At 70.5% G+C, this 26,472-nt stretch carries 25 protein-coding genes and 1 other RNA gene; 15 read left to right on the top strand and 11 right to left on the bottom strand.

The window, feature by feature from the left end; translation table 11 throughout:
* Positions 1-4: 4 nt before the first annotated feature.
* The 4 genes from ACPEEZ_RS08210 to solA are packed head-to-tail and all read right to left on the bottom strand — an operon-like array spanning position 5 to position 3,730.
* Positions 5-772: an amino acid ABC transporter ATP-binding protein gene (locus ACPEEZ_RS08210; RefSeq protein ID WP_423917317.1), complete on the bottom strand. Its 768-nt coding sequence runs from the start codon at positions 770-772 to the stop codon at positions 5-7.
* Positions 769-1,587 carry an amino acid ABC transporter permease gene (locus tag ACPEEZ_RS08205; protein ID WP_423917314.1) on the bottom strand — a complete coding sequence of 273 codons (819 nt, stop codon included), beginning with the start codon at positions 1,585-1,587 and terminating at the stop codon, positions 769-771. The genes ACPEEZ_RS08210 and ACPEEZ_RS08205 overlap by 4 nt, the downstream gene beginning before the upstream one ends.
* A 13-nt stretch (positions 1,588-1,600) precedes the next feature.
* Positions 1,601-2,431 (bottom strand): ABC transporter substrate-binding protein, encoded by an 831-nt coding sequence (locus tag ACPEEZ_RS08200; protein WP_423917311.1) that lies wholly within the window; start codon positions 2,429-2,431, stop codon positions 1,601-1,603.
* Between the two features lie 57 nt (positions 2,432-2,488).
* Positions 2,489-3,730, bottom strand: a complete 1,242-nt coding sequence (solA, locus tag ACPEEZ_RS08195) for an N-methyl-L-tryptophan oxidase (RefSeq protein ID WP_423917308.1) — start codon at positions 3,728-3,730, stop codon at positions 2,489-2,491.
* Between the two features lie 96 nt (positions 3,731-3,826).
* Between solA and ACPEEZ_RS08190 the strand changes: the two genes are divergently transcribed.
* Both ACPEEZ_RS08190 and ACPEEZ_RS08185 read left to right on the top strand, forming a co-directional pair.
* Positions 3,827-4,765 (top strand): LysR family transcriptional regulator, encoded by a 939-nt coding sequence (locus tag ACPEEZ_RS08190; protein ID WP_423917306.1) that lies wholly within the window; start codon positions 3,827-3,829, stop codon positions 4,763-4,765.
* A gap of 76 nt (positions 4,766-4,841) precedes the next feature.
* Positions 4,842-5,210 (top strand): VOC family protein, encoded by a 369-nt coding sequence (locus tag ACPEEZ_RS08185; protein ID WP_423917303.1) that lies wholly within the window; start codon positions 4,842-4,844, stop codon positions 5,208-5,210.
* Between the two features lie 98 nt (positions 5,211-5,308).
* Here ACPEEZ_RS08185 and ACPEEZ_RS08180 read toward each other — a convergent pair whose 3' ends face one another.
* Together ACPEEZ_RS08180 and ACPEEZ_RS08175 are read right to left on the bottom strand one after the other, a co-directional pair.
* A complete protein-coding gene (locus tag ACPEEZ_RS08180) occupies positions 5,309-6,541 on the bottom strand; it encodes a multidrug effflux MFS transporter (RefSeq protein WP_423917301.1) in 1,233 nt (410 codons plus the stop codon).
* 44 nt (positions 6,542-6,585) lie between these two features.
* Positions 6,586-7,317 carry a VIT1/CCC1 transporter family protein gene (locus ACPEEZ_RS08175; protein ID WP_423917298.1) on the bottom strand — a complete coding sequence of 244 codons (732 nt, stop codon included), beginning with the start codon at positions 7,315-7,317 and terminating at the stop codon, positions 6,586-6,588.
* Positions 7,318-7,508: 191 nt separating this feature from the next.
* On the opposite strand from ACPEEZ_RS08175, the gene ACPEEZ_RS08170 reads away from it, so the two are divergent.
* Genes ACPEEZ_RS08170 through ACPEEZ_RS08160 form a run of 3 tightly spaced genes read left to right on the top strand, consistent with a single transcriptional unit; the run spans position 7,509 to position 10,185 of the window.
* The gene (locus ACPEEZ_RS08170; protein WP_423917296.1) at positions 7,509-8,951 is read left to right on the top strand and encodes a ferredoxin reductase family protein; all 1,443 of its coding nucleotides are present in this window, start codon (positions 7,509-7,511) and stop codon (positions 8,949-8,951) included.
* Complete coding sequence (locus ACPEEZ_RS08165) at positions 8,948-9,457, top strand: FMN-binding protein (RefSeq protein ID WP_423917294.1); 510 nt, start codon at positions 8,948-8,950, stop codon at positions 9,455-9,457. The genes ACPEEZ_RS08170 and ACPEEZ_RS08165 overlap by 4 nt, the downstream gene beginning before the upstream one ends.
* The gene (locus ACPEEZ_RS08160) at positions 9,454-10,185 is read left to right on the top strand and encodes an FAD:protein FMN transferase (protein ID WP_423917292.1); all 732 of its coding nucleotides are present in this window, start codon (positions 9,454-9,456) and stop codon (positions 10,183-10,185) included. Before ACPEEZ_RS08165 ends, ACPEEZ_RS08160 begins: the two co-directional genes overlap by 4 nt.
* Positions 10,186-10,234: 49 nt before the next feature.
* On the opposite strand, the gene ACPEEZ_RS08155 is transcribed toward ACPEEZ_RS08160, so the two are convergent.
* Together ACPEEZ_RS08155 and ACPEEZ_RS08150 are read right to left on the bottom strand one after the other, a co-directional pair.
* Positions 10,235-11,230, bottom strand: coding sequence for a L,D-transpeptidase (locus ACPEEZ_RS08155; RefSeq protein WP_423917289.1), 996 nt, complete (start codon positions 11,228-11,230; stop codon positions 10,235-10,237).
* Positions 11,231-11,287: 57 nt separating this feature from the next.
* Positions 11,288-11,551: a hypothetical protein gene (locus ACPEEZ_RS08150; protein ID WP_423917287.1), complete on the bottom strand. Its 264-nt coding sequence runs from the start codon at positions 11,549-11,551 to the stop codon at positions 11,288-11,290.
* Positions 11,552-11,813: 262 nt separating this feature from the next.
* Between ACPEEZ_RS08150 and ACPEEZ_RS08145 the strand changes: the two genes are divergently transcribed.
* From ACPEEZ_RS08145 to rnpB, 7 genes are all read left to right on the top strand, one after another.
* Positions 11,814-12,887 carry a LolA family protein gene (locus tag ACPEEZ_RS08145; RefSeq protein WP_423917285.1) on the top strand — a complete coding sequence of 358 codons (1,074 nt, stop codon included), beginning with the start codon at positions 11,814-11,816 and terminating at the stop codon, positions 12,885-12,887.
* Positions 12,884-13,858: an ABC transporter ATP-binding protein gene (locus ACPEEZ_RS08140; RefSeq protein ID WP_423917282.1), complete on the top strand. Its 975-nt coding sequence runs from the start codon at positions 12,884-12,886 to the stop codon at positions 13,856-13,858. The genes ACPEEZ_RS08145 and ACPEEZ_RS08140 overlap by 4 nt, the downstream gene beginning before the upstream one ends.
* On the top strand, positions 13,845-14,729 hold the full coding sequence (locus tag ACPEEZ_RS08135; protein WP_423917280.1) for an ABC transporter permease: 885 nt from the start codon (positions 13,845-13,847) through the stop codon (positions 14,727-14,729). Before ACPEEZ_RS08140 ends, ACPEEZ_RS08135 begins: the two co-directional genes overlap by 14 nt.
* Positions 14,730-14,835: 106 nt before the next feature.
* Positions 14,836-16,212, top strand: a complete 1,377-nt coding sequence (locus tag ACPEEZ_RS08130) for a hypothetical protein (protein WP_423917277.1) — start codon at positions 14,836-14,838, stop codon at positions 16,210-16,212.
* 9 nt (positions 16,213-16,221) lie between these two features.
* Positions 16,222-17,037, top strand: coding sequence for a Nif3-like dinuclear metal center hexameric protein (locus tag ACPEEZ_RS08125; protein WP_423917274.1), 816 nt, complete (start codon positions 16,222-16,224; stop codon positions 17,035-17,037).
* 38 nt (positions 17,038-17,075) lie between these two features.
* A complete protein-coding gene (locus ACPEEZ_RS08120) occupies positions 17,076-17,816 on the top strand; it encodes a zinc ribbon domain-containing protein (RefSeq protein ID WP_423917271.1) in 741 nt (246 codons plus the stop codon).
* Between the two features lie 61 nt (positions 17,817-17,877).
* Positions 17,878-18,262, top strand: an RNA gene (gene rnpB / locus ACPEEZ_RS08115) — RNase P RNA component class A.
* 82 nt (positions 18,263-18,344) lie between these two features.
* Here rnpB and ppgK read toward each other — a convergent pair.
* The gene (gene ppgK / locus ACPEEZ_RS08110; protein ID WP_423917268.1) at positions 18,345-19,136 is read right to left on the bottom strand and encodes a polyphosphate--glucose phosphotransferase; all 792 of its coding nucleotides are present in this window, start codon (positions 19,134-19,136) and stop codon (positions 18,345-18,347) included.
* Positions 19,137-19,149: 13 nt separating this feature from the next.
* Entirely contained in the window at positions 19,150-20,013 is an 864-nt protein-coding gene (gene map, locus ACPEEZ_RS08105) for a type I methionyl aminopeptidase (RefSeq protein WP_423917265.1), read from the bottom strand.
* Positions 20,014-20,103: 90 nt separating this feature from the next.
* On the opposite strand from map, the gene ACPEEZ_RS08100 reads away from it, so the two are divergent.
* Positions 20,104-20,277, top strand: coding sequence for an SPOR domain-containing protein (locus ACPEEZ_RS08100; protein ID WP_423917262.1), 174 nt, complete (start codon positions 20,104-20,106; stop codon positions 20,275-20,277).
* Between the two features lie 29 nt (positions 20,278-20,306).
* On the opposite strand, the gene ACPEEZ_RS08095 is transcribed toward ACPEEZ_RS08100, so the two are convergent.
* Positions 20,307-22,058: an NAD+ synthase gene (locus tag ACPEEZ_RS08095; protein WP_423917260.1), complete on the bottom strand. Its 1,752-nt coding sequence runs from the start codon at positions 22,056-22,058 to the stop codon at positions 20,307-20,309.
* Between the two features lie 36 nt (positions 22,059-22,094).
* Between ACPEEZ_RS08095 and ACPEEZ_RS08090 the strand changes: the two genes are divergently transcribed.
* Positions 22,095-23,432: a glutamine synthetase family protein gene (locus ACPEEZ_RS08090; protein ID WP_423917258.1), complete on the top strand. Its 1,338-nt coding sequence runs from the start codon at positions 22,095-22,097 to the stop codon at positions 23,430-23,432.
* A gap of 15 nt (positions 23,433-23,447) precedes the next feature.
* A complete protein-coding gene (locus ACPEEZ_RS08085) occupies positions 23,448-26,399 on the top strand; it encodes a bifunctional [glutamine synthetase] adenylyltransferase/[glutamine synthetase]-adenylyl-L-tyrosine phosphorylase (protein WP_423917255.1) in 2,952 nt (983 codons plus the stop codon).
* Positions 26,400-26,472 lie beyond the last annotated feature (73 nt).

Below are 26,472 nucleotides of genomic sequence, written 5' to 3'. Positions count from 1 at the left end.
CTTCTCACAGCACCTGGTCGAGGAACGCCCGCAGGCGGTCGGTACGCGGGTGATCGAACATCTGCTCGGGAGTGCCGGACTCGACCACGACGCCCTGGTCCATGAACACGACCTGGTCGGCGGCCTCCCGGGCGAAGCCCATCTCGTGGGTCACCACCACCATCGTCATGCCGGCGCCCGCGAGGCCCTTCATCAGGGCGAGCACGCCCTTCACCAGCTCGGGGTCGAGGGCCGACGTCGCCTCGTCGAACAGCATCACCTCCGGGCCGAGTGCGAGGGCTCGGGCGATGGCGACGCGTTGCTTCTGCCCGCCCGAGAGGGAGGCCGGCCGGACGTCGGCCTTCTCGGCGAGCCCGACCTCGGTCAGGCGGTCGAGGGCCGTCCGCCGCGCCTCGACGCCCGAGATCCCCCGCACGCGACGGAGGGGCAGCACGATGTTGTCGAGGACGGTCCGGTGGGGGAAGAGATTGAAGTGCTGGAACACCATGCCGACCCGCCGGCGGAGAGCGTCCTCCGACCCGGTCAGCACGTTCGCGCCGTCGAGGAGGATCTCGCCGCCGGATGGCTCCTCGAGCCGGTTGATGCAGCGCAGCACGGTCGACTTCCCCGACCCGGAGGGGCCGATGATGCAGGTCGTCGTGCCCGCGGGCACCTGCAGATCGATGCCGTGCAGCACGCGGACGGCACCGAAGTCCTTGGTGACCCCGCGCAGTTCGAGCGTGCCGGCGGTCGCGATCTCGGGGACGCGGGGCGAGGCGTCGAGTGCGGTCATCGTGCGGCTCCAGACGAGGCAGTGGCGAGCGGGGCGGGGGCGGGGTCGGACGGCGGGGCCGCCGCCGGGGGAGCGGGCGGGGTCGTGGCGCGACGCCCGAGCGGCTTGCCCTCGCGCAGGCGACGGTCGATCAGGTTCACCAGGTGCGTGAGCGGCACGGTGATGATCAGGTAGAACACCCCCGCGAGCACGAGAGGCGACAGGTTGCCGTTCGTGATCGCGGCGTCCTGGCCGATGCGGAACAGTTCGCGCTGCGACGTGATCAACCCGAGGAAGTACACGAGGGACGAGTCCTTCACGATCGCGATGAACTGGTTGACGAGCGACGGCAGCACCTGTCGGATGCCCTGCGGGATCACGACGAGTCGCATCGAGTCGCCGTGCGTCATGCCGAGCGCCCGGGACGCTTCGAGCTGGCCCCGGTCGACGGCGAGGATGCCCGCCCGGAAGATCTCGCCGATGTACGCACTGGCGATCAGGCTGAGCGCGAGGATGCCCAGCGGGTAGGGGTTGCCGCGCGTGAACAGGTTGAACAGCGGCGACAGGCCCGTGCCGATCAACAGGATGGTCAGGATCGCGGGCAGCCCACGGAAGACGTCCGTGTACACGCGGCTCAGCAGCCGGGGGAGGCGGTGACGGCTCGTGCCCATGACCGCGAGCAGCAGCCCGATCACGATGCCGATCACGGTGGCGCAGAGGGCGAGAAGAAGGGTGTTCCAGACGCCGTAGGCGAGCATCTCGGGCAGGGTGCGCAGCATGGCCTGGCCGTCGAAGAAGCTGCGGCCGATGTTGGCGATCGCGTCGGTGACGTTCATGGTCGACCGCCGATCACTTGGTGGGCTGGAACTCGTCGGGCACCGGCTGGTCGGGGAAGTACTTCTGGTCGATCTCGAGCCAGGTGCCGTCCGCGACGATGTCCTTGACGGCGTCGTCGACCGCCTTCTTCAAGGCGTCGTTGCCCTTCTTGATCGGGAACCCGACCGGGAACTCGGGCACGGCCACGTTGATCGCGATCTTCTGCGTGCCGTTCGAGGCGGCCGCGTAGTCCTCGGCGACGGGGAAGTCGAGGAAGTGCGCGTCGATCGTCCCCGAGTTGAGCGCGGCGACGGCACTGTTGTTGTCCGGGAACCGGACGAGCTCGGCGCCCGTGAAGTTCTCCTGGGCGTAGCTGTCCTGGATCGTGCCCTGCACGATGCCGAGGCGCTTGCCCTTCAACGACGACTCGTCGTCCGTGATGCCGGACTTCGTCGACGCGAGCACCGAGATGTAGCCGATGAAGTAGTGCTCGCTGAAGTCGACCGTCTTCTCGCGCTCCGTCGTGTCGCTGATCGACGCGGCCGCCATGTCCAACTGGCCGTTCGCGACGGCGGGCAGCAGCGCCGAGAACTCCTGCGTCACGAACTCGGTCTTCAGGCCGAGCCGTTTCGCGACCTCCTTGGCCATCTCGACGTCGAAGCCCTGCAGCTCGCCGTCCTGCGTGTAGGCGTACGGCTTGGTGTCGCCCGTCGTACCAATGCGCAGTGTCCCGGCCGAGATCGTGCCGAGCTCGTTCGAGCCCCCGGCGGAGGCGCCGCCCGCGGCGCAACCCGTCACGGCGAGTCCGAGCGCGGCGATCGCGGCGACGGTGGCCGTCAGTCGGGTGATGGTGCGTCTGGTCATGGTTCTCTCCTGTCAGGGCGGTGCGGATGTCGAGCCGAGGAGGCGCGGGTCAGGTGGTCACGAAGCGACGGCGACGTGCTCGGTCTCGTCGAGCCACGACGTGCCGTCGTAGTCGCGGTCGGGATTCATGAACTCGATGTCGGTGAAGGGTTGTTCGTCGGTGGCGAGCTGGGCGAGCAGCTCGCCGATGGCGGGTGCGTGTTTGAAGCCGTGCCCGCTGTCGCCTCCGGCGACCACGATGCGGGGGTCGCCGGCCGGGTGGCCGATCACGAACTGCCGGTCGGGCGAGTTCGTGACCATGCACGGGATGGCCTTCGCCGGTGTCGGGTCCAGGCCGGGGAAGGCCCGGGCCACGGCGGCGGAGAGCATGCCGTAGTCACTGCTCGGGTGGATGTAGCGGTCGACCGTGTCCGCCTCGGTGTCCTCGAACGCACCGTTCGAGTCCTCGAGGCCGATCTTGACGGCGTAGCCGTCGCCGTCGGTCCGATCCGCGCCGTGGCCCCAGAGCGTGGTCCCGTCCGGCAGCTGTCGGATGAAGACCGGGAACGCCGCGAGATCGAAGTCGCCGCCGGGTGCCGTGGCCTCGGCCTCGTCGCCCTCGAACCAGAACAGGGGGGTGCGTCGGGCCACGAGAGGGTGGTCGACGAACTGCGGCGTCCAGGCACCGAGGGCGACGACGACCCGGGCGGCTCGCAGGACGCGACCCCCGGCGGTGACCTCGACCCCGCCGCTGATCGGGTCGATGGCGGTGACCCGGGTGTCGGTGAGGACCTCCGCACCGAGCGACCGGGCGAGGTCGACGGCGGCGCGCACGCCTTTCTCGGGATAGCTGATGCCCGCGGCAGGGTCCCAGACGCCGATGTCGTCGGCGCCGAAGCCGGCGTACTGCGGGAACCTCGCGACGAGCTCGTCGTGCTCGAGGACCGTGGCCTCGACCCCCGCCTCCTCGACCGCGCGGAGCGTCCCCGCGACGACGTGGCCGTCGCGAGGGCCGATCATGATGCCGCCCGTCTGGCGCAGCAGGGTCTGACCGGTCCGCTCGCCCAGGTCGTACCAGAGGTCGCGGGCGCGGGTCGCGATCGGGGCGAGGCCCGGGTGCTCCATGCAGGCGATGCGGAACAGGCGGGTGGCGCCGTGGGTCGACCCCATGCCGTGGCCGATGCCGAAGCGCTCGATCCCGATGACGCGTCGTCCCCGCTCGGCGAGGCGCCACAGCGCCTGGGCCCCCCAGGCGCCGAGTCCGACGACGATGACGTCGGCGTCGAAGGGGTCGGGGGAGGAGGCGGTGGCGTCGTTCATGTGCTTTGTCTACTGGCCATCGACTTGCGCTCTCAAATACCAAAAGGCAATGATCTGATACGCGCTGCGTATGAGACGCCGACGAGAGGCGACGCGATGGAGATCCGAGAGCTCACGTATTTCATGGCGGTCGCCGAAGACCTGTCCTTCACGAAGGCGGCCGCCCGGCTGCAGATGAGCCAGCCGCCGCTCAGCCAGGCCATCTCCCGGCTCGAGGCGAAACTCGGGACACGGCTGTTCGAGCGGCAGGCGAGGACGGCCCCCCGGCTGACACCGGCGGGGGAGCTCCTCAAGCGCGAGGGCAAGCGCATCCTGCAACAGATCGATCAGACGGAGTCGTTGCTCGACTCCGTGGTCGCCGACGTGCAGCCGCTGCGCGTCGGGAGCATCAGTTCCGTGCTCGCCGGGCTCCTGCCGACCGTGGTGCGGGCGTTCTCGGCGGCGCATGCGGGTGCTCGCGTCCTCGTCGAGGAGAGCGAGGAGCAGGCCATCCTGTCCGATCTCGTGCGCGGCTCGGTCGACCTCGGCTTCACCCGCGTCCGGTCGATCGACGACCGTTTCGAGGTGGATCAACTGGCCCTCGAACCGCTGGTCGTCGCCCTGCCGGACACGCACCGTCTGGCCGGGCGGGCGTCCGTGCCATTGAGCGAGCTGGCCGACGACGACTTCGTGATGTTCAACCGTGAGGACGCACCCCAGGCCTACGATCGCATCGTCATGTCCTGCGTGCGAGCGGGTTTCAACCCTCGCATCCCGATCCACGCGGTGAACGATCTCTCGATGCTCAGCACGGTCGCCTGCGGCCTCGGCGTCTCGCTGATGCCGTATCTCTCGTCGTACATTCCCATCCCCGGGGTGCGGTTCGTCACGATCGCCGAGGACTGGGCGCGCACGGCCCTGTCCATGCTCTGGCTCTCGGGCCGCCCCAATCCGATGACGGCGGCGTTCGCGGGTCAGGTGCGGGCCGAGCTCACCGTCATGCGCGACCGTGATGTGCGCGCCGGCCGGATCACGCTCGAGCTCATCGGAGCATGACGGCGACTCTTGCGCCGTGTCAGTGAACTGACATACACTGATGTTGTCAACGACCTGACATCGAATGGAGACCATCATGGCCGTCACCGGACCCGACTTCCTCTCTCTGCAGACCCGCGACCTCGATCGAGCGGCCGCCTTCTACAAGCGGTACCTCGGCCTCGTGCAGTCCGCCGCGGGCCCTCCCCACGCCGTCGTGTTCGAGACGACACCGATCGCGTTCGCCCTCCGCGACCTCGTCGCCGGCGTCGACCTCGACTCCGTGTCGCAGCCCGGTCTGGGCGCGGCGATCTGGCTGCACGCGACCGACGTGCAGGCGATCCACGATGCGCTCGTGGCCGACGACCACACGATCGTCTCCGCCCCGCTCGACGGGCCGTTCGGGCGCACGTTCACGTTCGCCGACCTCGACGGCTATCACGTGACGCTGCACGACCGAGCCTGACCTGCGATTCGCCGCTCCGCTCGACGCCACGTCGCCCGGAGCGGCTCCTGCGGACTCGGTGCTCGTCCGTCGACGCCCCCCGTCCTGATTCGAGGGGCCTACGCGTTGGACGTCTTCTGCGCCGCGGTGCGCGTGGCGACCCACTGCACGACGAGTCCGACAGCGATGAACCCGAGCATGAGGCCGCCCATCGCGACGGCCGTCCCTCCCAAGGCACCCGCGAGCGGGGTCGCCGCGCCGCCGAGGCCGAACTGCAGGCCGCCCACGAGCGCCGCGGCCGTGCCGGGGGATCGGTGCCCCACGGCCTGGGTCCGCGTGATCGACCCGGGGATCACCCAGCCCCAGCCCGCCGTGACGAGCGCGAGTGCGGGCCAGACGAGCGCGGGGCCGATACCGGACACGGCACCCGACAGGACGAAAGCGGACCCGACCGTGCAGACGGCCAAGCCGATCGTGAACAACACGTCTTCGTCGAAGAGTCCCACCAGGCGACGGAACACGAGCGTCGACGCGATCATGCACGAGGCGTTGGACGCGAAGACGAGTGTGTAGAGCCCCTCGCTGAAGCCGTACTCGTCCTGGAAGACGAACGACGACGTCGCGATGTACGAGAAGAACCCGATCGTCGCGGTACATCCGGTCACGAGATACCAGCGGAAGCGGGGTATCCCGAGCAGGTCGCGCATGCGACCGAGGGACGACCGGACGAGGGAACCGCCATCGCGGCGACCGGCCAGGGTCTCGGGCAGGAGTCGCAGGGCCGAGAGTGTCAGCAGCGCGCCGAACACCGCGAGGACGACGAAGAGGGCGCGCCAGGAGGCGAAGCCGAGCACGACCCCTCCGATGAGCGGCGCCACCACGGGGCCGATCGAGTTGATGGCCGCGAGCGTTGCGAAGAGCCGGCTGCGTGCCGTTCCCGTACTGGAGTCGCCGACCATCGCGCGGGCCGTGACCGAGCCGGCCGCGCCTCCTAGTCCTTGGACGACCCGGGCGACGACGAGCACCGTGACATCGGGTGCGAGGGCGCAGCCGATCGAGCCGAGCACGAAGACCGACGTGCCGACGAGCAGGACGCGTCGTCGACCGACGCCGTCGCTGATCGGGCCGATGACGAGCTGCCCCAGGGCGAAGCTCACCAGGAACGCGGTCAGGCTCAGCTGCACCTGGGCCGTGGTGCCGTCGAGGTCGCGCGCGATCGCGGGCAGGCCCGGGATGTACATGTCGGTGGCGAACGGAGATATCCCCACGATCAGCGCGACGGTGAGGACCGCACGCCGGCGGGCCAACCACGGGGAGGCGCGCGACGAGTCGGGGACGTCTTCGTCGGTCATCCCGTCGAGCGTAGACCGGAGCCGGCCCGGGAACGACGACCGGCTCAGAGGAGGCCGCTGGTGCCGAGCGCCCGTCCGATCAGATAGGTCGCGGCGAGCGCGACGGCTCCGCCGACGACGACGCGGATCGTGGCTCGGCCGAGGGGGCTGCCGCCGAGACGCGCCCCGAGTGCGCCCGTGAGGGCTAGCGCGACGAGCACGACCGCGAAGGTCGTCGGGACGCGAAGGGCCACGGGAGACAGGAGGACGGCGAGCAGGGGGAGGACGGCTCCCGTCACGAACGCGACCGCGGACGAGAGGGCCGCGTGCCAGGGGCTGACGACGTCGTCCTCGTCGATGTGCAGCTCGGCCGAGAGGTGAGCGGCGAGGGCGTCCTTGTCGGTGAGTTCCAGGGCGACCCGGGCCGCGGTGTCGGGGGAGAGCCCCTGGGCCTCCCAGAGCGCGGTGAGCTCGGCGAGCTCCGCCTCCGGGTCGGCCTCCAGCTCTGCTCGCTCCTTCGCGATGAGGGCCTTCTGGCTGTCGCTCTGGCTGCTGACCGAGACGTACTCGCCCAGTGCCATCGACACCGCGCCTCCGACCAGGCCGGCGACGCCGGCGGTCACGACGGCCGGGACGGAGGAGGTCGTCCCTGCGACACCGACCACGATCGCCGCGACGGAGACGACTCCGTCGTTCGCGCCGAGCACGCCTGCCCGCAGCCAGTTGAGTCGACCCGACAGTCTACCGGAGTGAGGCTCGTCGGGATGGGTCGGGAGGACGCGGTCGGGCTCGGACATGCGGCTAGCACAGCACGGCCGCGGCAAGGGCGCCAGCAAGCACAGGCTCGCCTACCGAGACGGCGAACCTTCGAAGGAAAACGAAGGTAATTCGAGGGGGTCCTCATGGTCGAGAGCGCCAGGCTCGAACCTGATCCTGCCGGTCTCCTCACGAGGCCGACCGGCGGACGATTCGTGAGAGGGCACCCGACATGACTGCAGACCCCACCGTGGTGCGTGCGGCGCGGCCCCGTCCGCGCGCCGACGCGTCCCCGATCGTCGGCGCCGCCGGTCGTCGACGCTCCGCTCATCGTCGGCGTTCCGCGGGCGTCGACGGTCTGCAGGTCGCGTGCTGGTCCTCGGTCGCCGTCGCCGTCGCGCTCTGGCTGTCGTCCGGAGGCGCGTCCGCCGTCACCGATGGCGGGGGAGCGTTCACCGCGGCCGGTATCGCGGCGGGGCTAGTGGCGACCGACCTGGTGCTCGTCATGATCGTGCTGGCCGCGCGGATACCGCTCATCGACCGCCTCGTCGGGCACGATCATGCCCTGGCCGTCCACCGGTCCCTCGGCAAACCCGTCCTGATCCTGTTGCTGACCCATGGTCTCCTCCTCACGATCGGCTACGGCATCGCCGACGGCGTCGACCCGATCCGGGAGACGTTCGCCCTCCTCACTGGTTCGGACGATCTGGTTCTCGCGTATCTCTCGATGCTCCTGTTCGTGCTCGTCGTCGTGTCCTCGCTCGTCGTCGTGCGTCGTCGTCTGTCCTACGAGGCGTGGCATGGGGTGCATCTGCTCACCTACGCCGCGGTCCTCGCCGCGCTGCCGCACCAGCTCAGCGTCGGCAGCGTGTTCGCGGTCGGGACGCCGCAACGCGTCTACTGGATCGCCCTGTACGCACTCGCGATCGGCTCGATCGGCGTCTTCCGGTTCATCCGACCGACGGTCGTGAGCCTCAGACACCGCATCCGGGTCGTGGACGTCGTCGAGATCGCGCCCGGTGTCGTCTCGATCCATCTGAGCGGGCGACGGCTCGACAGGTTGGGGGTCCGCGGCGGCCAGTTCGGCATCTGGAGGTTCTGGTCGGGTTCGACCTGGTGGCACGCGCACCCGGTGTCCTTCTCCGCCGTGCCGTCCTCGTCCGGCGCTCGCATCACGGTCCGGCAGCTGGGGGCCGGCTCCGGTCGGTTGGCTCGGCTCCGACCGGGCACGCGGGTCTCGGTGGAGGGGCCCTACGGCGTCTTCACGGACAACGCTCGCACCATGCCCTATCTCGCGGCGATCGCATCCGGCATCGGTGTCACCCCCGTCCGCGCCCTCCTCGAGGCGACACCGCTCCGTCCCGGGGAGGCGACGGTACTGTTGCGCGGCTCCGACCCGTCCCAGTCCTTCCTCTGGACCGAGGTCGCCGAGATCGGCCGTCGAACGGGCAACGCCGTCTACTCGATGGTCGGTCACCGGCCCGCACCGGGTGGCGATTGGCGTTCCGCGGAGGCCGTCGTGCGGGGAATCACGCTGCGGAGCGTCTTCCCACGACTCGACGAATCCGACGTCTACGTCTGCGGCCCGCGGGAGTGGACGGATCTGGTCGTCCGGGATGCCGAGGCGCTCGGCGTCCCGGCCCACCGCCTCCATGTCGAACGGTTCGACTCGTGAGCGCCCGCGGAGCCCTGGCGAGCGCCGTCGCCTCGATCGCCGTGCTCGTGCTCGGGTGGCAGATCGGCCAGACGCACACACCCGGGTCGACGGCCACGACGGTGACCGGGGGAGAGGGTTCCGAGGCGTCTCCCTCAGCAGGGACCACTCCCTCGACCGAGCCGTCCCCCTCGACCGCGCCTTCCCTCTCGACAGGGACGTCGCCCTCGACCGGCACATCCGGTGCGGCCGACGGCACGTACACCGGCTCGAGCATCCAGACCCGCTACGGCAGCGTGCAGGTCTCCGTCACGGTCGCGGGCGGACGACTCACCGACGTGACCGCCGTCAAGCTCACCGACGACGAGGGCCGCTCCGTCCAGATCAGCAACCGCGCGGCTCCCATCCTCCGACAGGAGGCGCTGACCGCGCAGTCGGCCGATATCGAGATGGTCAGCGGTGCGACGTACACGAGCCAGGGCTACATCTCGTCGTTGCAGTCGGCTCTCGATCAGGCCGGCCTGTGATCCGCACGATCGAGACGATGGGAACGGTCGTGAGCCTGCACACCGTCGCCGACGTTTCCGACGTCGTCGTCGCCTCCCTCGCCGCGGCCTTCGACCGATACGACGCCGTCTTCAGCCTGTGGCGGCCCGATACGGAGCTGAGCCGTCTCCGCGACGGGACGCTGCGACTGCCCGATGTCTCGCCGTTCGTGCTCGACGTCTACGAGCGCGCCCTCGAGTGGCGTTCGGCCACGCGGGGCGCCTTCACGCCCCATCGACCCGACGGCGTGCTCGATCTCTCGGGCATCGTGAAGGCCCTGGCCGCGGCCGAGGCCGGTGACCTGTTGGACGAGGCCACGGACTCCTGGATGCTCGGAGCCGGGGGAGACGTGTCGTGCCGAGGGCAGCGGGAGGACGGACCCTGGCGGTGCGGGATCGTGGATCCGGAGGCGCGCGATCGGATCGCGGGCGTCGTCACCCTGGCGGGTTCCCGGCGCGCGCTCGCGACCTCGGGTGTCGTGGAGCGCGGCGACCACGTCTGGCGGCGCGAGACCGGGGCCGACTTCGTCCAGGTGACGGTGGCGGCGCACGACATCGTCACGGCCGACGTCCTCGCGACGGCAGTGCTGGCCGGTACCCGGGACGATCTCGACGGGATCACGAGCGCCTGGGACGTCGACGTCCTCGCGGTCGACGCCCACGGCGAGACGGTCGCGACTCCCCGGGCGGCGCAGTGGTGCTCGGCCTGAAGACCTGCCGACCTGGCGACGGGGCACGGGGATCGTGACGCCGACCCGCTCAGGTGAACTGGATCGGGGTCCCGACCGGCAAGGCGGCGAGCGCCGCGGTCATCGCCGCCGAGACGCGGACGCAACCGTGCGAGCTGCCGTTCGGGTCGGGGTAGTAGTGCAGGGCCGTCAGGGCGGAGTTGCCTCCGTACCCGGGCAGCAGCGACGAGTGGGCACCGGTCAACGCGATCGGGTTGCCGCGCGTGTAGGCGATCGTCGGGTCGACGTAGTTCGCCTCCATGTAGGTCGCGGTGCCGCGCGGTGTCGGGTCGGTCTCCGTGCCCAGACGGGCGACCTCGCTGGCCCCGATCGTGCCGTCGGGGGACACGAGCGAGATCACGGAGGTGGCGTTGTCGACGACGACGGTCTGACCGACGGCGCTCAGCGTGAAGTCGGCCGCGCGGGCCCAGGCGAACGTGGCACTCGCCGCCTCGGCGACGCCGCCGTCGCCGGGGGTGCGGTTCCGGGACGGCGTCGAGACGAGCAGCATGCCTCCGTCCTGCCCCTCGGAGGCACCCCAGACCGCGGTGGCCGTCGGTGTGTTGAGCGTGGGCACGGTCGAGCCGAGGGCGCCGATGGGCGCGGCGTCGGCCGCGGGGCTGGCGTACAGCGCGACGAGGGGAGCCGTCGGAGTCGCGATCTGCCAGCGGTTCTCGGGCGTGATCGAACCGCCGTCGAGCAGTTCGGGGATGACGGCGTCGTAGTACGCGAGGGGCAGGGCGGTCAGTGCCTCGATCGAGAGGGCCGCGGGCACCGCCGCGAGGGTGGGCTCGGGTGTCGGTGTGACCGATGGCACCGCGGCCGGCGGCTCCGCCTCGGGTTGGCCCGGTCGGGGCGCGAGGACACCGGTGACGATCAGCGTGACGACGACGACGACGGCAGCCAGGCCGGCGACGCCGAGCCCGACGACGAGACGTCGGCGGCCGGGCGGCGGCACGCGTCTCGACGTCTCGGATGTGGTCGCCGTGATGTCGGCGGGGGAGTCGTCACCTGGGGTCGCGTGCACAGTGCCTTCAGTCTGAGTGGGCACCGTGCACGCGGTCAAGGCGATCCGCGCTGTGGTCTAGCGGGCGGGCCGGGTCTGGATCGAGCCGGTGAGGGTCCGCACGGTTCCGGTGGCGGTCAGCAGGCGCCCCCACTGCATGGCGGTGTAACGACCGACACGGGAGCGGCCGTGTGCCACGGCGGACACGAACGACCCGGGCGTGACGGCCGGGCGGCTCGCGGCCGTGTAGACACCCTGGAGGCTCGGCTCCAGGGGCGCGCCGACGTAGCGGCCGGCGAGGCGGGCGGGGTTCTGGGTCGTGCTGCGATCGATGTCGTTCATGGTGGCGATGTCCTTTGATCTGGGGGAGACGGGCAGACCGGCGACATCGGCAGTCACCCCGCCGGCGACTGGTGTCACCGGCGGCGCAGGGTCAACGCTACGACTTTGTTTTGAATCATTCAAATCAACCGGGTGATCTCCCAGCCACGACCCGCGTCCTTGCTGAGAATCGGCCCTCGCGGCCCGCCTCCGCCGACGACGCGCGTAGCCTTTTCGCCAGGTCGGGTCCTGCCGTCGGAGCCGGCCCGAGAGGTGCGTACTCATGCGTAGCAAGACCCGTCGTTGGATTCCCGCCGTGGCCGTTCCGGTCGCCGTGCTCGCCGCGTCCCTCGCGATGCCGGCCTTCGCCTCCGCCTCCGGCTCACTGCCCTCGAAGTCGCCGGAGCAGATCCTGTCCCTCCTGGCGTCCAGTCACGGCACTCCCTTCTCGGGCACCGTCGAGGAGAAGGCCGATCTCGGCCTCCCGACGCTGCCGTCGTCCGACCCCTCCGGTGGCTCGTCGTCGACGGAGCCCCTCGGCCTGCTGACCGGCAGCCACACCGCTCGCGTGTTCTCGTCCGGCGACGGGGCTCAACGCGTCCAGATCGTGACCGACCTCGCCGAGGAGGACATCGTCCGATCGGGTCGCGACGTGTGGGTGTACGACTCGAAGAAGTCCGAGGCGACGCACACGGTGCTGCCCGAGGCACTGGCGCACGACCGGTCCAGCGGCACGCCGCGGACACCGGCCGAGGTCGTGGACACGATCCTGTCCGAGGTCGAGCCCGTGTCCACGCTGACGACCGCCGCCGACGTCTCCGTCGCCGGTCGCGACGCGTACGAGCTCGTCATCACCCCGAAGGACGACACCACGCTCGTGGGCAGCGTCTCCGTCGCCGTCGACTCCGAGACGGGTCTCCCGTTGCGCGTGGTCGTCGCCGCGAAGGGTCAGACCGATCCGGCTCTGTCCGTCGGGTTCCAGTCCATCGACGTCTCCGCTCCGCCTGCCTCCACCTTCACGTTCACGCCGCCGGCCGGTGCGAAGGTCACCGAGCGGTCTGCACCTTCCTCGGCACCCCGCCATGACCGGTCCACGTCCGAGAAGCCCACGGTGATCGGCAGCGGCTGGAGCTCCGTCGTCGGAGCTGTTCTCGCCACTCGGGACCCGTCGGCGGGCAGCCCGGCGGCCGGCCAGCAGGCAGGCGCCGTCGCCAAGGCCCTCGAGCAGGCGTTCACGCCCGTCTCGGGCGGCAAGGTGCTGCAGACCGCGCTGTTCTCGGTCTACCTGACCACCGACGGCCATCTGTACGTGGGTGCCGTCCCGGCCGATCGGCTCGTGTCGCTCGTCGCGTCGTGAGCTCCGCCTCGCTGACAGGCGCTCAGGGTGCCGCCATCGAGACGCGGGGGCTCACGAAGTCCTTCGGTCGACAGACGGCCGTCGACGGTGTCGATCTCGTCGTGCCGTCGGGCAGCGTGTACGGCTTCCTCGGCCCCAACGGCTCGGGCAAGACAAGCACGATCCGCATGCTGCTGGGTCTCACGTCGGCGACGAAGGGGGAGATCCGGCTCCTCGGCTCCGCCATGCCCGATCGGGCGCGTGACGTGCTGCCCCGGGTCGGCGCGCTCGTCGAGGGACCCGCCTTCTACCCCTTCCTCTCCGGGCGCGACAACCTTCGCCGCCTCGACGCCGGTGATCTCCGAGCCCCGAGTCGCACGCGGGCGGCACGGGTCGACGCCGCCCTCGACCGGGTCGGTCTCGGACACGCCGCGGCCAAGAAGGCGCACGCGTACTCCCTCGGCATGAAACAGCGCCTCGGAATCGCGAACGCCCTGCTGATGCCGCGAGACCTGGTCGTCTTGGACGAGCCGAGCAACGGCCTCGACCCGCAGGGCACCCGCGAGGTGCGATCGCTCATCCGGTCCCTCGCCGACGACGGCGCGACCGTCTTCGTCTCGAGTCACCTGCTCTCCGAGGTCGAGCAGATGTGCACCCACATCGGCGTCATGAGCGCCGGTCGCCTGCTGACGCAGGGCACGCTCGCCGACCTCCGCGATGCGGGTGTCCGACGGGTCACGGTCGGGACACCCGACACGGCGTCGGCACTGCAGGCGCTCACCGCGCTGGGTCTCGTCCCGGAGGCGCGGGTCGACACCGACACCGCACCGACCGTCGTCGCCGACATGACGGTCGCGGGCCTCGCCCCCGAGACGATCGCCGAGGCGCTGGTCCGGTCCGGTGTCCGGCTGCGCGCCTTCGAAGTGCGGGGTGCCTCGTTGGAGGATCGCTTCGTCGACCTGACGGGAGAGGGTTTCGATGTCGCAGGCTGACGGGGCGGACAGGCCGGACGCCGGGACGGCGACGACCGCACGAGCACCAGGGCGGCTCGGCCTCGCCTTGCTCGTCTCCGAGATCGCCGTGTTGTTCCGCCGCGTTCGGACGCTCGCGCTCCTGGCGGCCCTCGCGCTCATCCCGATCCTGCTCGCCGTCGCGGTGCGCGTCACGACCAGCGGCTCGTCCTCGGGGAGGGGGCCGGCCTTCCTCGATCAGATCACGCAGAACGGCCTGTTCGTGTCGCTCGCCGCGCTCACGCTCGCGATCCCGTTGTTCCTGCCCCTGACCGTGGGTGTCGTCGCCGGCGACACCATCGCGGGCGAGGCGGGTCTCGGCACCCTGCGGTACCTGCTGGTGACCCCGGTGGGCCGGGTGCGCCTCCTGGTCGTGAAATATCTGGGCGCCGCCCTGTTCTGCCTCGCGGCCACCTTGACCGTGGTCCTGTTCGGTGCCCTGGCGGGGGTCGTGTTCTTCCCGGTCGGGCCCGTCACGCTGCTGTCCGGCGACACCGTGGGTGTCGCCGACTACCTCGGGCGCCTGGCGATGATGGCGCTCTACGTCACGGTCTCGCTGCTCGGCCTGAGCGCCATCGGGCTCTTCGTCTCGACCCTCACGAGCGTGCCCGTCGGTGCCATGGCCGCCACGATCGTGCTCTCGATCGTCTCGCAGATCGTCGATGCGCTGCCCCAGCTCGCCGCCGTCCACCCCTGGCTCTTCAGCCACTACTGGCTCGGTTTCGCCGACTTCCTCCGGCAACCCGTCTCCTGGGATCAGTTCGGCCAGAACGCCCTCCTGCAGGTGGGGTACGTCGTCGTCTTCGGGTCGCTGGCGATCGGTCGCTTCACCACCAAGGACGTCCTGAGCTGACGGGGCGCCCTCGCGCGACGCCCGAGGGGTGAGGGACAGGCCATAAGTCCAGGTCATCCCGGCGAGTTGCCCCGAGAACCCGTCGTCTTCGGCTTAACATCCGAGCATGACCGATCGAGACACCCTCCAGGCCGTGGCGGTCGACGCCCCCGCCGAGGAGGTCGCGCCGATCCGTCACCGCGCCACCTTCTCGGCGCCCGACGACGACCCGATCGAGCTCAGCGCCCCGTCGGACGAGCAGGAGCACCACCCCGTGACCGACACCCTCATCGCCTCCGCGCCCCCGCTCGAGCGGCACCTCGACGGCGACACGCCCGCCGAGTCCGCGGCGAGCGAACCTGCCCCCGAGCTCATCCCCGCCCCCGCGTCGAGCCCGCGTCCGGCCTCCGTCCCGTCGCACCGCGCCGACGTCGAGCCCGTCGAGGTCATCGCGAACGACGCCACCGAGCCGCGTCCCGCCAGTGCCGCGCGGCACTCCACCGACACGTCGGCCATCACCCTCCCCGTCTTCCCGGCGGCCGTCGACCCGTCGCTCCCGCAGCCACCCGAGCGGTTGACGCTCGACGACGACGACCTCGTCCGCATCATCGAGCGCCGCTTCGACGACACCGCGGCCGTCGATCTGCTCGCCGTCGTCCAGGCTCAGCTGAGTCTCCGTGCCGAGGAGGCCGCCCGCTTCGCCTCGTGGGAGAACGAGATCAGCCGTATCGACTCCGCCGAGGCCGCGACGGCCCTCGAACAGACGCGACTGCGCTTCACAGGGATCGTCCCGGTACAGTCCGCCGCGGCCCGGCCCGTCGCCGACGTCACCCCGGAGGCGCGGGTCGACGACGCCACGCCGGTCGCGCACGCGCTCCCCGACACGTCATCGGCACCCGCCGACACGGCGGCCGCAGCCCCCGTCGACATCGTCGCGCCGAACGAAGACGTGCCTGGCGAACTCGGCGAGCCCGGCGTGACCGACGTTCCCGTCACGGCGGGCACGCCGCAGACCGCGACCGTGACCGTGACCGACGAGGCGCCGGCTCGGATCCCGGCACCGCGCCTCCTCGTGCTCTCGGCGGCCGCCGCCGGCGCGATCGTCCTCCTGGCGGTCGTCCTTGCCCTCGCGGGTGTCTCCGGTGTCGGCTCGGCGGTTCTGGCGACCGTGGCCGTGCCGCTCGCGGCGGCACTGGCCGGCCTCGCGGCCCTGCAAGCCGTGGCCTCGCGGCCCAGCGACGCCGAGCGCGTCGCCCGCCGGGGGCCGATCGCGGTCGTCGTCGGGGTCGTCCTCGGATCCGTGGTGGGGTGCGGCGTGCTCGTCTCACCGCTCGCGTCCTTCGCCTGGCAGGGCTACCTCGTCCGCCTCGTGGGCTTCTCGGGTGTCTCGACGCCGCTCGGCGTCGTGTTCGGCGTGATCGCGGCGGCGGCCGTGTCGTTCGTCGTCGCCGTGTTGATCACGGGACTCCGTAGCGCCTCCCGGGTCGCGACGCCTCGCGACTAAGCTGACGGGGTGTCCACGCTCGCCTCGGTCAACGCCGTCATCGAAGAACTCTGGCCCCTCTCGGGTGCCTCGTCGTGGGACTCTCCGGGCGTCGTGGTCGGTGACCCCGAGCACCCGGTCACCCATCTGCACCTCGTCGTCGACACCGTGCTCGACACGGTCGACGAGGCCCTGGGCATGGGCGCCGATCTCGTGCTGTCGCACCACCCGCTGCTGTTCCGCGGGGCGACGACCGTCGCCGAGGACACCTCGAAGGGTGCCGTCATCGCTCGGCTGATCCGCGGGGGTGCCGCTCTGGTCGCGGCCCACACGAACGCCGACGCCGTCGAAACGGGCACCTCGCGCGTGCTCGCCCACCAGCTCGGCCTCGTCGATCAACGGCCCATCGACGAGGGCCGGACACCGACGACCGGGCTCGGCATCGTCGGGAGGCTCCCGCAGCCGATGACGCTGGTCGCCCTCGCGCGCCTCCTCGGCGACGTCCTGCCGCCGACGGCATCCGGTGTCCGTGCGGCGGGTGCCGCCGATCGCGTGATCGAGACCGTCGCGCTCTGCGCCGGGGCGGGCGACTCGCTGCTCGACGACCCCGCCGTGACCTCGGCCGACGCGTACATCACGAGCGACCTCCGTCATCACCCTGCCTCCGATGCACGCGAGCTGTCGCTGCTCGGACGCGGTCCCGCCCTGCTCGACATCTCGCACTGGGCGAGCGAGTGGCTGTGGCTCGACACGGCCGCCGCGCAACTCCGCCAGCGTCTGCACGACGTCGAGATCACGCTCAGCGATCTCCGCACCGACCCCTGGGACTTCGCGATCGTCCAGTAGGCACATCGCGCCCCACCCCTCCGATCTGAATGGAACCCATGCCCCTGCAAGCAAGCCCCGCCGACCAGGCCCTGCTGCTCGATCTGCAGACCCTCGACACGAACCTGCAGCAGCTGGCGCACCGGGCCAAGAACCTGCCCGAGATCGCCGTGCTCGCCGCCATCGACGGTGACGGCTCGCGGCTGCGCAGTCGCCTCGCGTCCGAGCAGGGCGCCTGGGAGGACGCGCAGGCCGAGCTGAAGCGCATCGAGTCCGACGTCGCCGTGGTCGAGGCGCGCGTGAAGCGGGATCAGCAGCGTCTCGCGTCGACGTCGTCGGTCAAGGACGTGCAGGCGCTCGAGGGCGAGCTGACGGCGTTGGCCAAGCGTCAGGGCGACCTCGAAGACATGGAGCTCGAGGTGATGGAACGTGTCGAGAGCCTCGGTGCCGTGGCGACCACCACCCAGGGCGAGCTGGACGATCTCGGGGGGCGTGCCTCCTCGGCGGCCGCGACCCGCGACGAGTCGCTCGCCTCGATCGACGCCGAGCGCGCCCAGATCCTGGCCGACCGCGAGACCATCGCAGCGAAGGTGCCCGCCGACCTGCTCGCCCTGTACGAGCGTCAGCGCGAGCGCTACGGCGTCGGCGCCTCGCTACTGCGCGCGGGAGTCTCGAGTGCCAGCGGCGTCGCCCTGACCGGCAGCGATCTCGCCGCCGTGCGCTCCGCCTCCGTCTACGACGTCCTGCTCTGCCCCGACAGCGACGCGATCCTCGTGCGCACGGACGAGTCGGGTATCTGACACCCGGTCGACCCCGCTCCGGAGGCGCGGCCCCGCGACCCGGTAGGCTTGCGTTCGCGATTGGGTCGGCAAGACGGTCGCGTCGTCGTCGGGTTCGCCCGACGGCGCCGAGGAACGTCCGGGCTCCACAGAGCAGGGCGGTGGGTAACACCCACCCGGGGCAACCCGCGAGAAAGTGCAACAGAAAGCAGACCGCCACGACGACCGCCTCCGGGTGGGCGTCGGGGTAAGGGTGAAACGGCGGTGTAAGAGACCACCAGCGGCTCGGGTGACCGGCCGGCTATGTAAACCTCGCCCGGAGCAAGGTCAGACAGAAGGCGTCGAGGCTGCTCGCCGAGCCTTCGGGTAGACCGCTAGAGAGCGGCGGCAACGTCGTTCCGAGATAGATGGCCGTCCACGGTGCGTGAGCATCGAGACAGAACCCGGCGTAGCAGCCGGCCCAATCGCCCCATCGTCGTCATGACAACCCGCGAATGCCGAGACGGCGCCGACCCTACCGGGCGGCGCCGTTTCGGCGTTCGCCTTCGATCAGTCGGCGGAGTTGCTCCCGGCGGACTTGCTCTCGGCAGGCTTGCTCTCGGCAGCGAGTGCGGCCGCCCCGAGGATGCCGGCGTTGTTGCGCAGCTTGGCCGGCACGATCTCGGCGCGCAGGTCGAGCAGCGGCAAGAACTCGTCGTAGTGCTTCGAGACCCCGCCACCGACGATGATCAAGCGCGGGTAGAGCAGCGCCTCGAGACGCGAGTAGTACTTCTGCAGCCGCTTGGCCCAGTGCTTCCAGCTCAGGTCGTCGCGCTCTTTCGCGGCGTAGGCGGCCTTGGTCTCGTAGTCCTTGCCCTCGATCTCGAGGTGCCCCAGCTCGGCGTTGACGATCAGCACGCCGTCGTTGATGAGGGCCGTCCCGATTCCCGTGCCGAGCGTCGTCATGATCACGAGCCCCGGCACCCCCTTGGCCGCGCCGTACTTGACCTCGGCGTAGCCCGCGGCATCCGCGTCGTTGACGAAGTGGATCGAACGGCCGAGTGTCGTCTCGAAGAGTTTCTCGGCCTCGAAGCCGATCCACTTCTTCGAGACGTTGGCGGCGGACAGGGTCTTGCCGTCCATGATCGCGGCGGGGAAGCACACGCCCACGGCCAGGTCGCCGTCGTCCGCACCCAACTCGTCCACGATGGACTTGACGACGGCGACGATGTCGTCGGGCTCGCCGCCCTCGGGCGTCGGCTTCTTGATTCGATCCGTCAGGAGCTCACCCGACTCGATGTCGACGATCGCCCCCTTGATGCCGGTGCCGCCGATGTCGATTCCCACTGCCTTGTGCGCCATGGGGGAGTCCCTTCTAGGAGAGCGTGAGGATGTCGGCACCGCGTTCGGTGACGACCAGGGTGTGCTCGAACTGGGCCGTGAGGCTCTTGTCACGGGTCGTGACCGTCCAGTCGTCCGACCAGATGTCGGCCTCGATGCCGCCGAGTGTCAGCATCGGCTCGATCGTGAAGACCATGCCGACCTCCATGACGTCGTCGTACTGCGGAGCGTCGTAGTGGGGGATGATCAGACCCGAATGGAACGCACGACCGACGCCGTGCCCGGTGTAGTCGCGGACGACGCCGTAGCCGAATCGCTTGGCGTACGACTCGATGGCACGGCCGATGACGTTCACCTGACGGCCGGGCGCGACGGCCTTGATGCCCCGTCGGAGTGCCTCTCGGGTGCGTTCCACCAGGTCGGTGGTCTCGATCGGGGCCTCGCCCACGACGAAGGTGCGGTTGAGATCGCCGTGCACGCCGTTCTTGAACGCGGTGATGTCGATGTTGATCAGGTCGCCCTCGACGAGCGTCGTGTCGTCGGGGATGCCGTGGCAGATCACCTCGTTCACCGACGTGCAGACCGACTTCGGGTAGCCGCGATAGCCGAGGGTCGAGGGGTAGGCGCCATGGGCCACCACGAACTCGTGGGCGATGCGGTCGAGCTCGTCGGTCGTCACACCCGGCGCGATCGCCGCCTCGACGGCGTCGATGGCCTGGGAGGCGATGCGTCCACTCTCGCGGATGAGCTCGATCGTCTCGCCGTCGTAGACGTCCCCGGCGTCGGACGGAGACGGTGCGGCCTTGCCGACGTACTCGGGACGCGGGATGGTCGGGGGGACCGGACGCTGCGCTGAGATCCGGCCCGGGGTCAGATGGCCGTGAGTGTCCCGGGGCATAAGATCCAGCTTAGGGGGAGCCCGAGCTCCCCGCCCGCACCCCTCTCCGGCATCGGGCCGGACAGGCCGAACACCCCCACAGGAGACCTCATGTCAACCGAGTTCTGGTACAACATCGTCACCCACGAGGTGGAAGAGGGCAAGCAGTCGCCGGCCGTCGATCGGGCCGGTCCGTACGCCACGCGCGCCGAGGCCGAGCAGGCGCTCGAGACGATCAAGGCGCGCAACGCACGACTCGACGCCGAGGACGCCGCCGACGACTGAGCCTCGTCGGTTCGCGCGAAGCCCGCGCGTCAGACGACCGTAGGCCGATACGTGATCGGGAGTCGGCGGTCGCGGCCGAACGCCATCCCCGAGATCTTCGGCCCGATGGCGCCCTGGCGGCGCTTCCACTCCGAGCGGTCGACCAGTCGGGTGACCTCGTCGACCGTGTCGCGGTCATAACCCTGCGCGACGATGTCGTCGACACCGAGGGCCTGCGTCACGTAGAGCTCGAGGATGCCGTCGAGCGTCTCGTACGGAGGCAGCGTGTCCTGGTCCTCCTGCCCCGGGCGGAGCTCCGCCGACGGTGGTTTCGTGATGGAGTTCTCGGGGATGGGCGCCGTCTCGCCGCGCGACTCGGCGAAGGCGTTCCGCCACCGCGCGAGCTCCCACACCATCGTCTTCGGCACGTCCTTGATCGGGGCGAACCCGCCGACCGAGTCGCCGTAGATGGTCGAATAGCCGACCGACAACTCGGTCTTGTTGCCCGTCGTCAACACGAGGTGTCCGTGCAGGTTGCTCAGCCCCATCAGGATGAGCGCGCGTGCCCGGGCCTGGATGTTCTCGGCCGCGAGACCGGTCAGTCCGAGCTGCGTCTCGAACGGCGTGACGAGGTCGGCGATGGGCTCGGTCGAGTAGACCACGCCGATCCGCTCCGCGACGTCGTCGGCGTCGCTCCGGGAGTGGTCGGACGACCACTGGCTCGGCATGGACACGCCGTACACGGACGATGCGCCGAGGGCGTCGGCGGCGATCGCCGCGCAGACGGCCGAGTCGATACCGCCCGACAGGCCGAGGATCACGCTGCGGAAGCCGTTCTTCCGGACGTAGTCGCGGGTGCCGAGCACCAACGCGTTCCACAGCTGCTCGTGGTCGTCCGGCAGCACCGCCACGTCGGGGTCGACGGCCGAGGAGGTGCGGGTGGCGTCGTCGACGACGCCTGCGGTGTCGAGGTCGACCCGTCGGATGCCCTCGGGGAGTTCGCTGTCGGTGGCCGCCTCCGGCTCCAGGTCGACGACGAGCAGGTGCTCGTCGAACTGGGGTGCCCGGGCCAGGATCGTGCCGGCTCCGTCGACGACGACGCTGTCGCCGTCGAACACGAGGTCGTCCTGTCCGCCGACGATGTTGACGTAGGCGACGAGCGTGTCGTTCTCGACCGCGCGGCGCGTCACGAGTGGGAGGCGGACCTCGTCCTTGTCCGCGACGAAGGGGCTCGCGTTGACCACCAGCAGGAGACCCGCGTCCGCCTTGAGCACGCGCTCGACGGGGCCGCCGTCGCGCCAGAGGTCCTCGCAGATGATGAGTGCGACGTCGACCCCGCGGACGCGCACGACCAGCAGGTCGTCACCGGGGATGAACACGCGGTACTCGTCGAAGACCGAGTAGTTCGGCAGGTGGTACTTCGCCGTGGTGGTCACGACGCGACCGCCCTGCAGCACGCTCGCGCAGTTCTTCGCGATGGCGGTCGGCGCGTTGCTCGTGCCGAGCAGGCGCGGCTCGAACGGACCGTCGGCGTGCCCCACCACGACCGGGAGATCACCGAGACCCTCGTCGGCGAGGGTGACGGCGAGGGCCTCGACGGCCCGGCGGCTCGCCTGGAGGAAGCTGGGTCGCGACGCGAGGTCCTCGATCGGGTAGCCGGTCAGGGCCATCTCGCCGGCGGCGACGAGGTCGGCGCCCGCGTCTCGGGCACGCCTCGCAGCCTCGACGATCTGGGCGGAGTTGCCGGCGAGATCCCCGACGACGGGGTTGGTCTGGGCGAGCGCCAAGCGAAGTCGAGGCATGTCCACTAGCGTAGTGGCGGAGCAGAAAGGCCTTGAATGGACAAGCAGAGAGACTTCGTTCTTCGCACGATCGAAGAGCGTGGCATCAAGTTCATCCGCCTTTGGTTCACCGATGTGATCGGCACGCTGAAGTCGGTCGCGATCGCCCCGGCCGAGGTCGAGGGTGCGTTCGCCGAGGGGCTCGGATTCGACGGCTCGGCCATCGAGGGCCTCACCCGGTCGTTCGAGGCCGACGTGCTGGCCCACCCCGATCCCACGACCTTCCAGATCCTCCCGTGGCGCGGCGAGATCGACCCGACGGCGCGGATGTTCTGCGACATCACGACGCCCGACGGCCAGCCCGCCGTCGCCGACCCCCGCAACGTGCTCAAGCGCACCCTGGCGCGAGCCGGCGAGATGGGCTTCACGTTCTACACGCACCCCGAGGTCGAGTTCTATCTGCTGAAGAGCGCCCAGGTGGGCGAGGCCGGCCCCCAGCCCGTCGACTCGGCCGGCTACTTCGACAACGTGCCCGGGGGCACGGCGCACGACTTCCGTCGTCGTTCCGTCCGCATGCTCGAAGACCTCGGCATCTCGGTCGAGTTCAGCCACCACGAGGCGGGCCCCGGCCAGAACGAGATCGACCTGCGCTATGCCGACGCGCTCACGACGGCCGACAACATCATGACGTTCCGCACGGTGATCAAAGAGGTCGCCATCGAGCAGGGCGTCTACGCGACGTTCATGCCTAAGCCCATGTCGGGTCACCCCGGTTCGGGCATGCACACGCACATGTCGCTGTTCGAGGGCGACTCGAACGCGTTCTACGAGGCCGGTGCCCAGTACCAGCTGTCGAAGACCGGGCGGCAGTTCATCGCCGGCCTGCTGCGTCACGCCCCCGAGATCACGGCCGTCACGAACCAGTTCGTCAACAGCTACAAGCGACTCTGGGGTGGCGACGAGGCCCCGAGCTTCGTCACGTGGGGCCACAACAACCGCAGCGCCCTCGTGCGCGTGCCGCTCTACAAGCCGAACAAGGGTCAGTCGAGCCGCGTCGAGTACCGCGCCATCGACTCGGCGGCCAACCCGTACCTGGCGTTCTCGCTGATGTTGGCCGCGGGTCTCAAGGGCATCGAGGAGGGCTACGAACTGCCGGCCGAGGCCGAGGACAACGTCTGGGGCCTCACCGACGCCGAGCGCCGCGCCCTCGGCTACAACCAGCTGCCCGCGAGCCTCGACCACGCGTTGTCGATCATGGAGAACAGCGAGCTCGTCGCCGAGACGCTCGGTGAGCAGGTGTTCAACTACGTCCTGCTCAACAAGCGTCAGGAGTGGAAGGAGTACCGCGCCCAGGTGACGCCGTACGAGCTCCGTTCCAACCTCGAGATCCTCTAGCCGAGCCGCTCGTCGATGCCCCGCTCCGTCTCCGGTCTCTCCGATCTGGCGCGGCTGGGTTTCGCCGAGCTCGGCTCGAGCCGCGAGCGACTGGATCGCCTCGTGGCGGCGACGCCCGGTCTCGAGGCGAGTGTCGCCTCCTTCGCGGTCTGCGGTGATCCCGACGGGGCGCTGTTCCTGCTCGACCGCCTCCTCGAGCGCGATCGCGAGGCCGTCCTCGCCCTGATCGAGCACGGCGACGGCGCCATGCCGCGCCTGCTCCGCGTGCTCGGGGCGTCGTCGGGTCTCGGCGAGTTCCTGGTGCGGCGTCCGGCCGAACTCCGGAGTCTTCTCGACCCCCTCGACGCACCGTGGTCGCCCGAGCAGTACACCGCCGACCTGCTCGACGCCGTCGCCGGTCTCGTCGACGATCGGGCGCGCGTGGCGCTCCGCGTCCGGTACCGCCGGCATCTGCTCCGCCTCGCGGCGTTCGACCTCGAGTCGGCCGACCCGGTCGCCTCGTTCGACACGGTGGCTGCCGCGTTGGCCGATCTGGCCGGCGCCGCCCTCGAGGCCGGACTCGACGTCGCTCGACGCGAGGTCGCCTTCCCCGACGCCGATGTCGCGCGCACCCGGCTGGCGGTCATCGCGATGGGCAAGACCGGGGCCCGAGAGCTCAACTACCTCAGCGACGTCGACGTGGTCTATGTCGCCGAGGGCGCGGAGGGGCTGGAGAACGGCCGAGCCGTCGAGATCGCGACCCGACTCGCCATGCACGCGGCCCGGACCGTCTCCGAGATGGCCGCCGAGGACGGACTGTGGGAGGTCGACGCGAATCTCCGTCCCGAGGGCAAGGACGGCGCCCTGGTGCGGACTCTCGAGTCGCACGTCGCCTATTACGAGCGCTGGGCGAAGGGCTGGGAGTTCCAGGCGCTCTTGAAGGCACGGCCGGTCGCCGGCGATCCCGATCTCGGGCGCGCCTACGTCGACCGGCTGTCGCCGCTCGTCTGGGTCGCCGCCTCCCGCGAGAACTTCGTCGAGTCCGTCCAGCGCATGCGCGAGCGGGTGACCGACCTGTTGCCCGCCGACGAGGTCGATCGGCAGATCAAGCTCGGCCCCGGCGGCCTGCGCGACGTCGAGTTCACGATCCAGCTGCTGCAGCTCGTGCACGGGCAGGCCGACGAGGGCGTGCGGCAGCGAGCCACGCTGGAGGCGCTGGCTGCCTTGGCGAGACGCGGTTACGTCGGCCGCGTCGAGGCGGCCGAGTTCGACCACGACTACCGCGTCCTGCGCCTCCTGGAGCACCGCATCCAGCTGACCCGGCTGCGCCGGACGCATCTCATGCCGATCGACGAGAACGACCTCCGGGTGCTGGCTCGCTCGTCGGGTCTGGCGGGGTCCGCAGGCGATCTCGTCGAGCTTTGGCGCCAGATCAAGGGGCGCGTGCGCCGCCTCCACGAGCGGTTGTTCTACCGGCCCCTGTTGTCGGCCGTCGCGGCACGCCCCGAAGAGGAGCTCGGCCTCAGCTCCGACCAGGCGGCTGCCCGCCTCGCCGCGATCGGCTTCGCGAACCCCCGAGGGGCTCTCGGGCACATCGCCGCCCTGACCTCCGGCGTCTCGCGCCGAGCCAGCATCCAGCGTCACCTGCTGCCGGTGATGATGCAGTGGTTCGCCGACGGCACGGATCCCGACCAGGGCCTGCTCGCCTTCCGCCGTCTGAGCGAGGGGCTGGGGGAGTCGTACTGGTTCCTGCGCATGCTGCGGGACTCGTCGGGGGCCGCCCACCGGTTGACGGCCGTCCTGTCGTCCTCCCGATTCGCCGGTGACCTGCTCGAGCGCATCCCCGAGGCCGCCGCGTGGTTCGAGAACGACGTCGACCTCCGGGCGCGCCCGCTGGCGACCCTCCTCGACGAGACGCGCGCCACCCTGGCACGGCACGACAACGTCGACTCCGCCGCGGCCGTCCTGCGTCAGGCTCGCCGTCGCGAGATCCTGCGGCTCGCCATCGGGGGCATCCTCGGGGTGCTCGACATCGACGAGCTCGCACGAGGACTCACGGCCGTGACGACGGCCGCCGTCACGGGTGCGCTCGGCCTCGCGCGGCGCACGGCCGGCGACCTCGAGTTCGCCGTCATCGCCATGGGCCGCTACGGCGGCCAGGAGCTCGGCTTCGGGTCCGACGCGGATGTCCTCTACGTGTACCGGGCGGACGGCGACGATCCGACGGCGCATCAGCGGGCACTCGGGGTGGTCGCCGCGATGAACCGAGTGACGTCCGACGCGCTCGTGCCGCTCGACCTCGATGCCGGACTCCGTCCGGAGGGCAAGAACGGCCCGGTGGTGCGGTCGCTCGCGTCGTATCGTGCCTACTACGACCGGTGGTCGCTGACGTGGGAGGCCCAGTCCCTGCTCCGGGCCCGGCCCGTGGCAGGTGACCCGCGCCTCCTCGACGATTTCATGTCCCTCGCGGACGAGGTCCGCTACCCGGCCTCGTTGTCCGATCAGGAGGTCCGCGAGGTCAAGCGCATCAAGGCCAGGGTCGAGGCGGAACGCCTGCCGAAGGGGGCCGATCCGTCACGTCATCTGAAGCTCGGGCGCGGATCGTTGAGCGACGTGGAGTGGTTCGTGCAGTTGCTCCAACTCCAGCACGCGCACGCCATGCCGGGGCTGCGGACCACGTCGACGCTCGAGGCCCTGGACGCCGGGGTCACCGCGGGCCTCGTCTCCGCCGACGACGCCGAGCGCCTGCGCGACGCCTGGCTGATCTCATCGCGGGCACGATCGGCACTCGTCCTCTGGACGGCCCGCACGAGCGACGTCCTGCCCACGGACCGACCCCAGTTGGAGGCGGTGGCCCGGTTGATGGAGTACCCGCCGGGGTCCGCCTCCCGGGTCGAGGAGGACTACCTGGCCGCTACGCGCCGGGCGCGCGCGACGTTCGAGCACCGCTTCTACGGTGTCCAGGACGCACCGGACCCCTCGGTCTGATCCCGCGCCCGGGGAGGGTGACGGCGGGCGACACGCCCGGGTCGTCGATCTCGGGCGGGTGATGCGAAAAGTT

The organism is Frigoribacterium sp. 2-23, assembly GCF_049601585.1.
Taxonomy (GTDB): Bacteria; Actinomycetota; Actinomycetes; order Actinomycetales; family Microbacteriaceae; genus Frigoribacterium.
The sequence above is the reverse complement of the archived record's forward strand: the minus strand, read 5'-3'. Positions and strand labels throughout refer to the sequence as shown.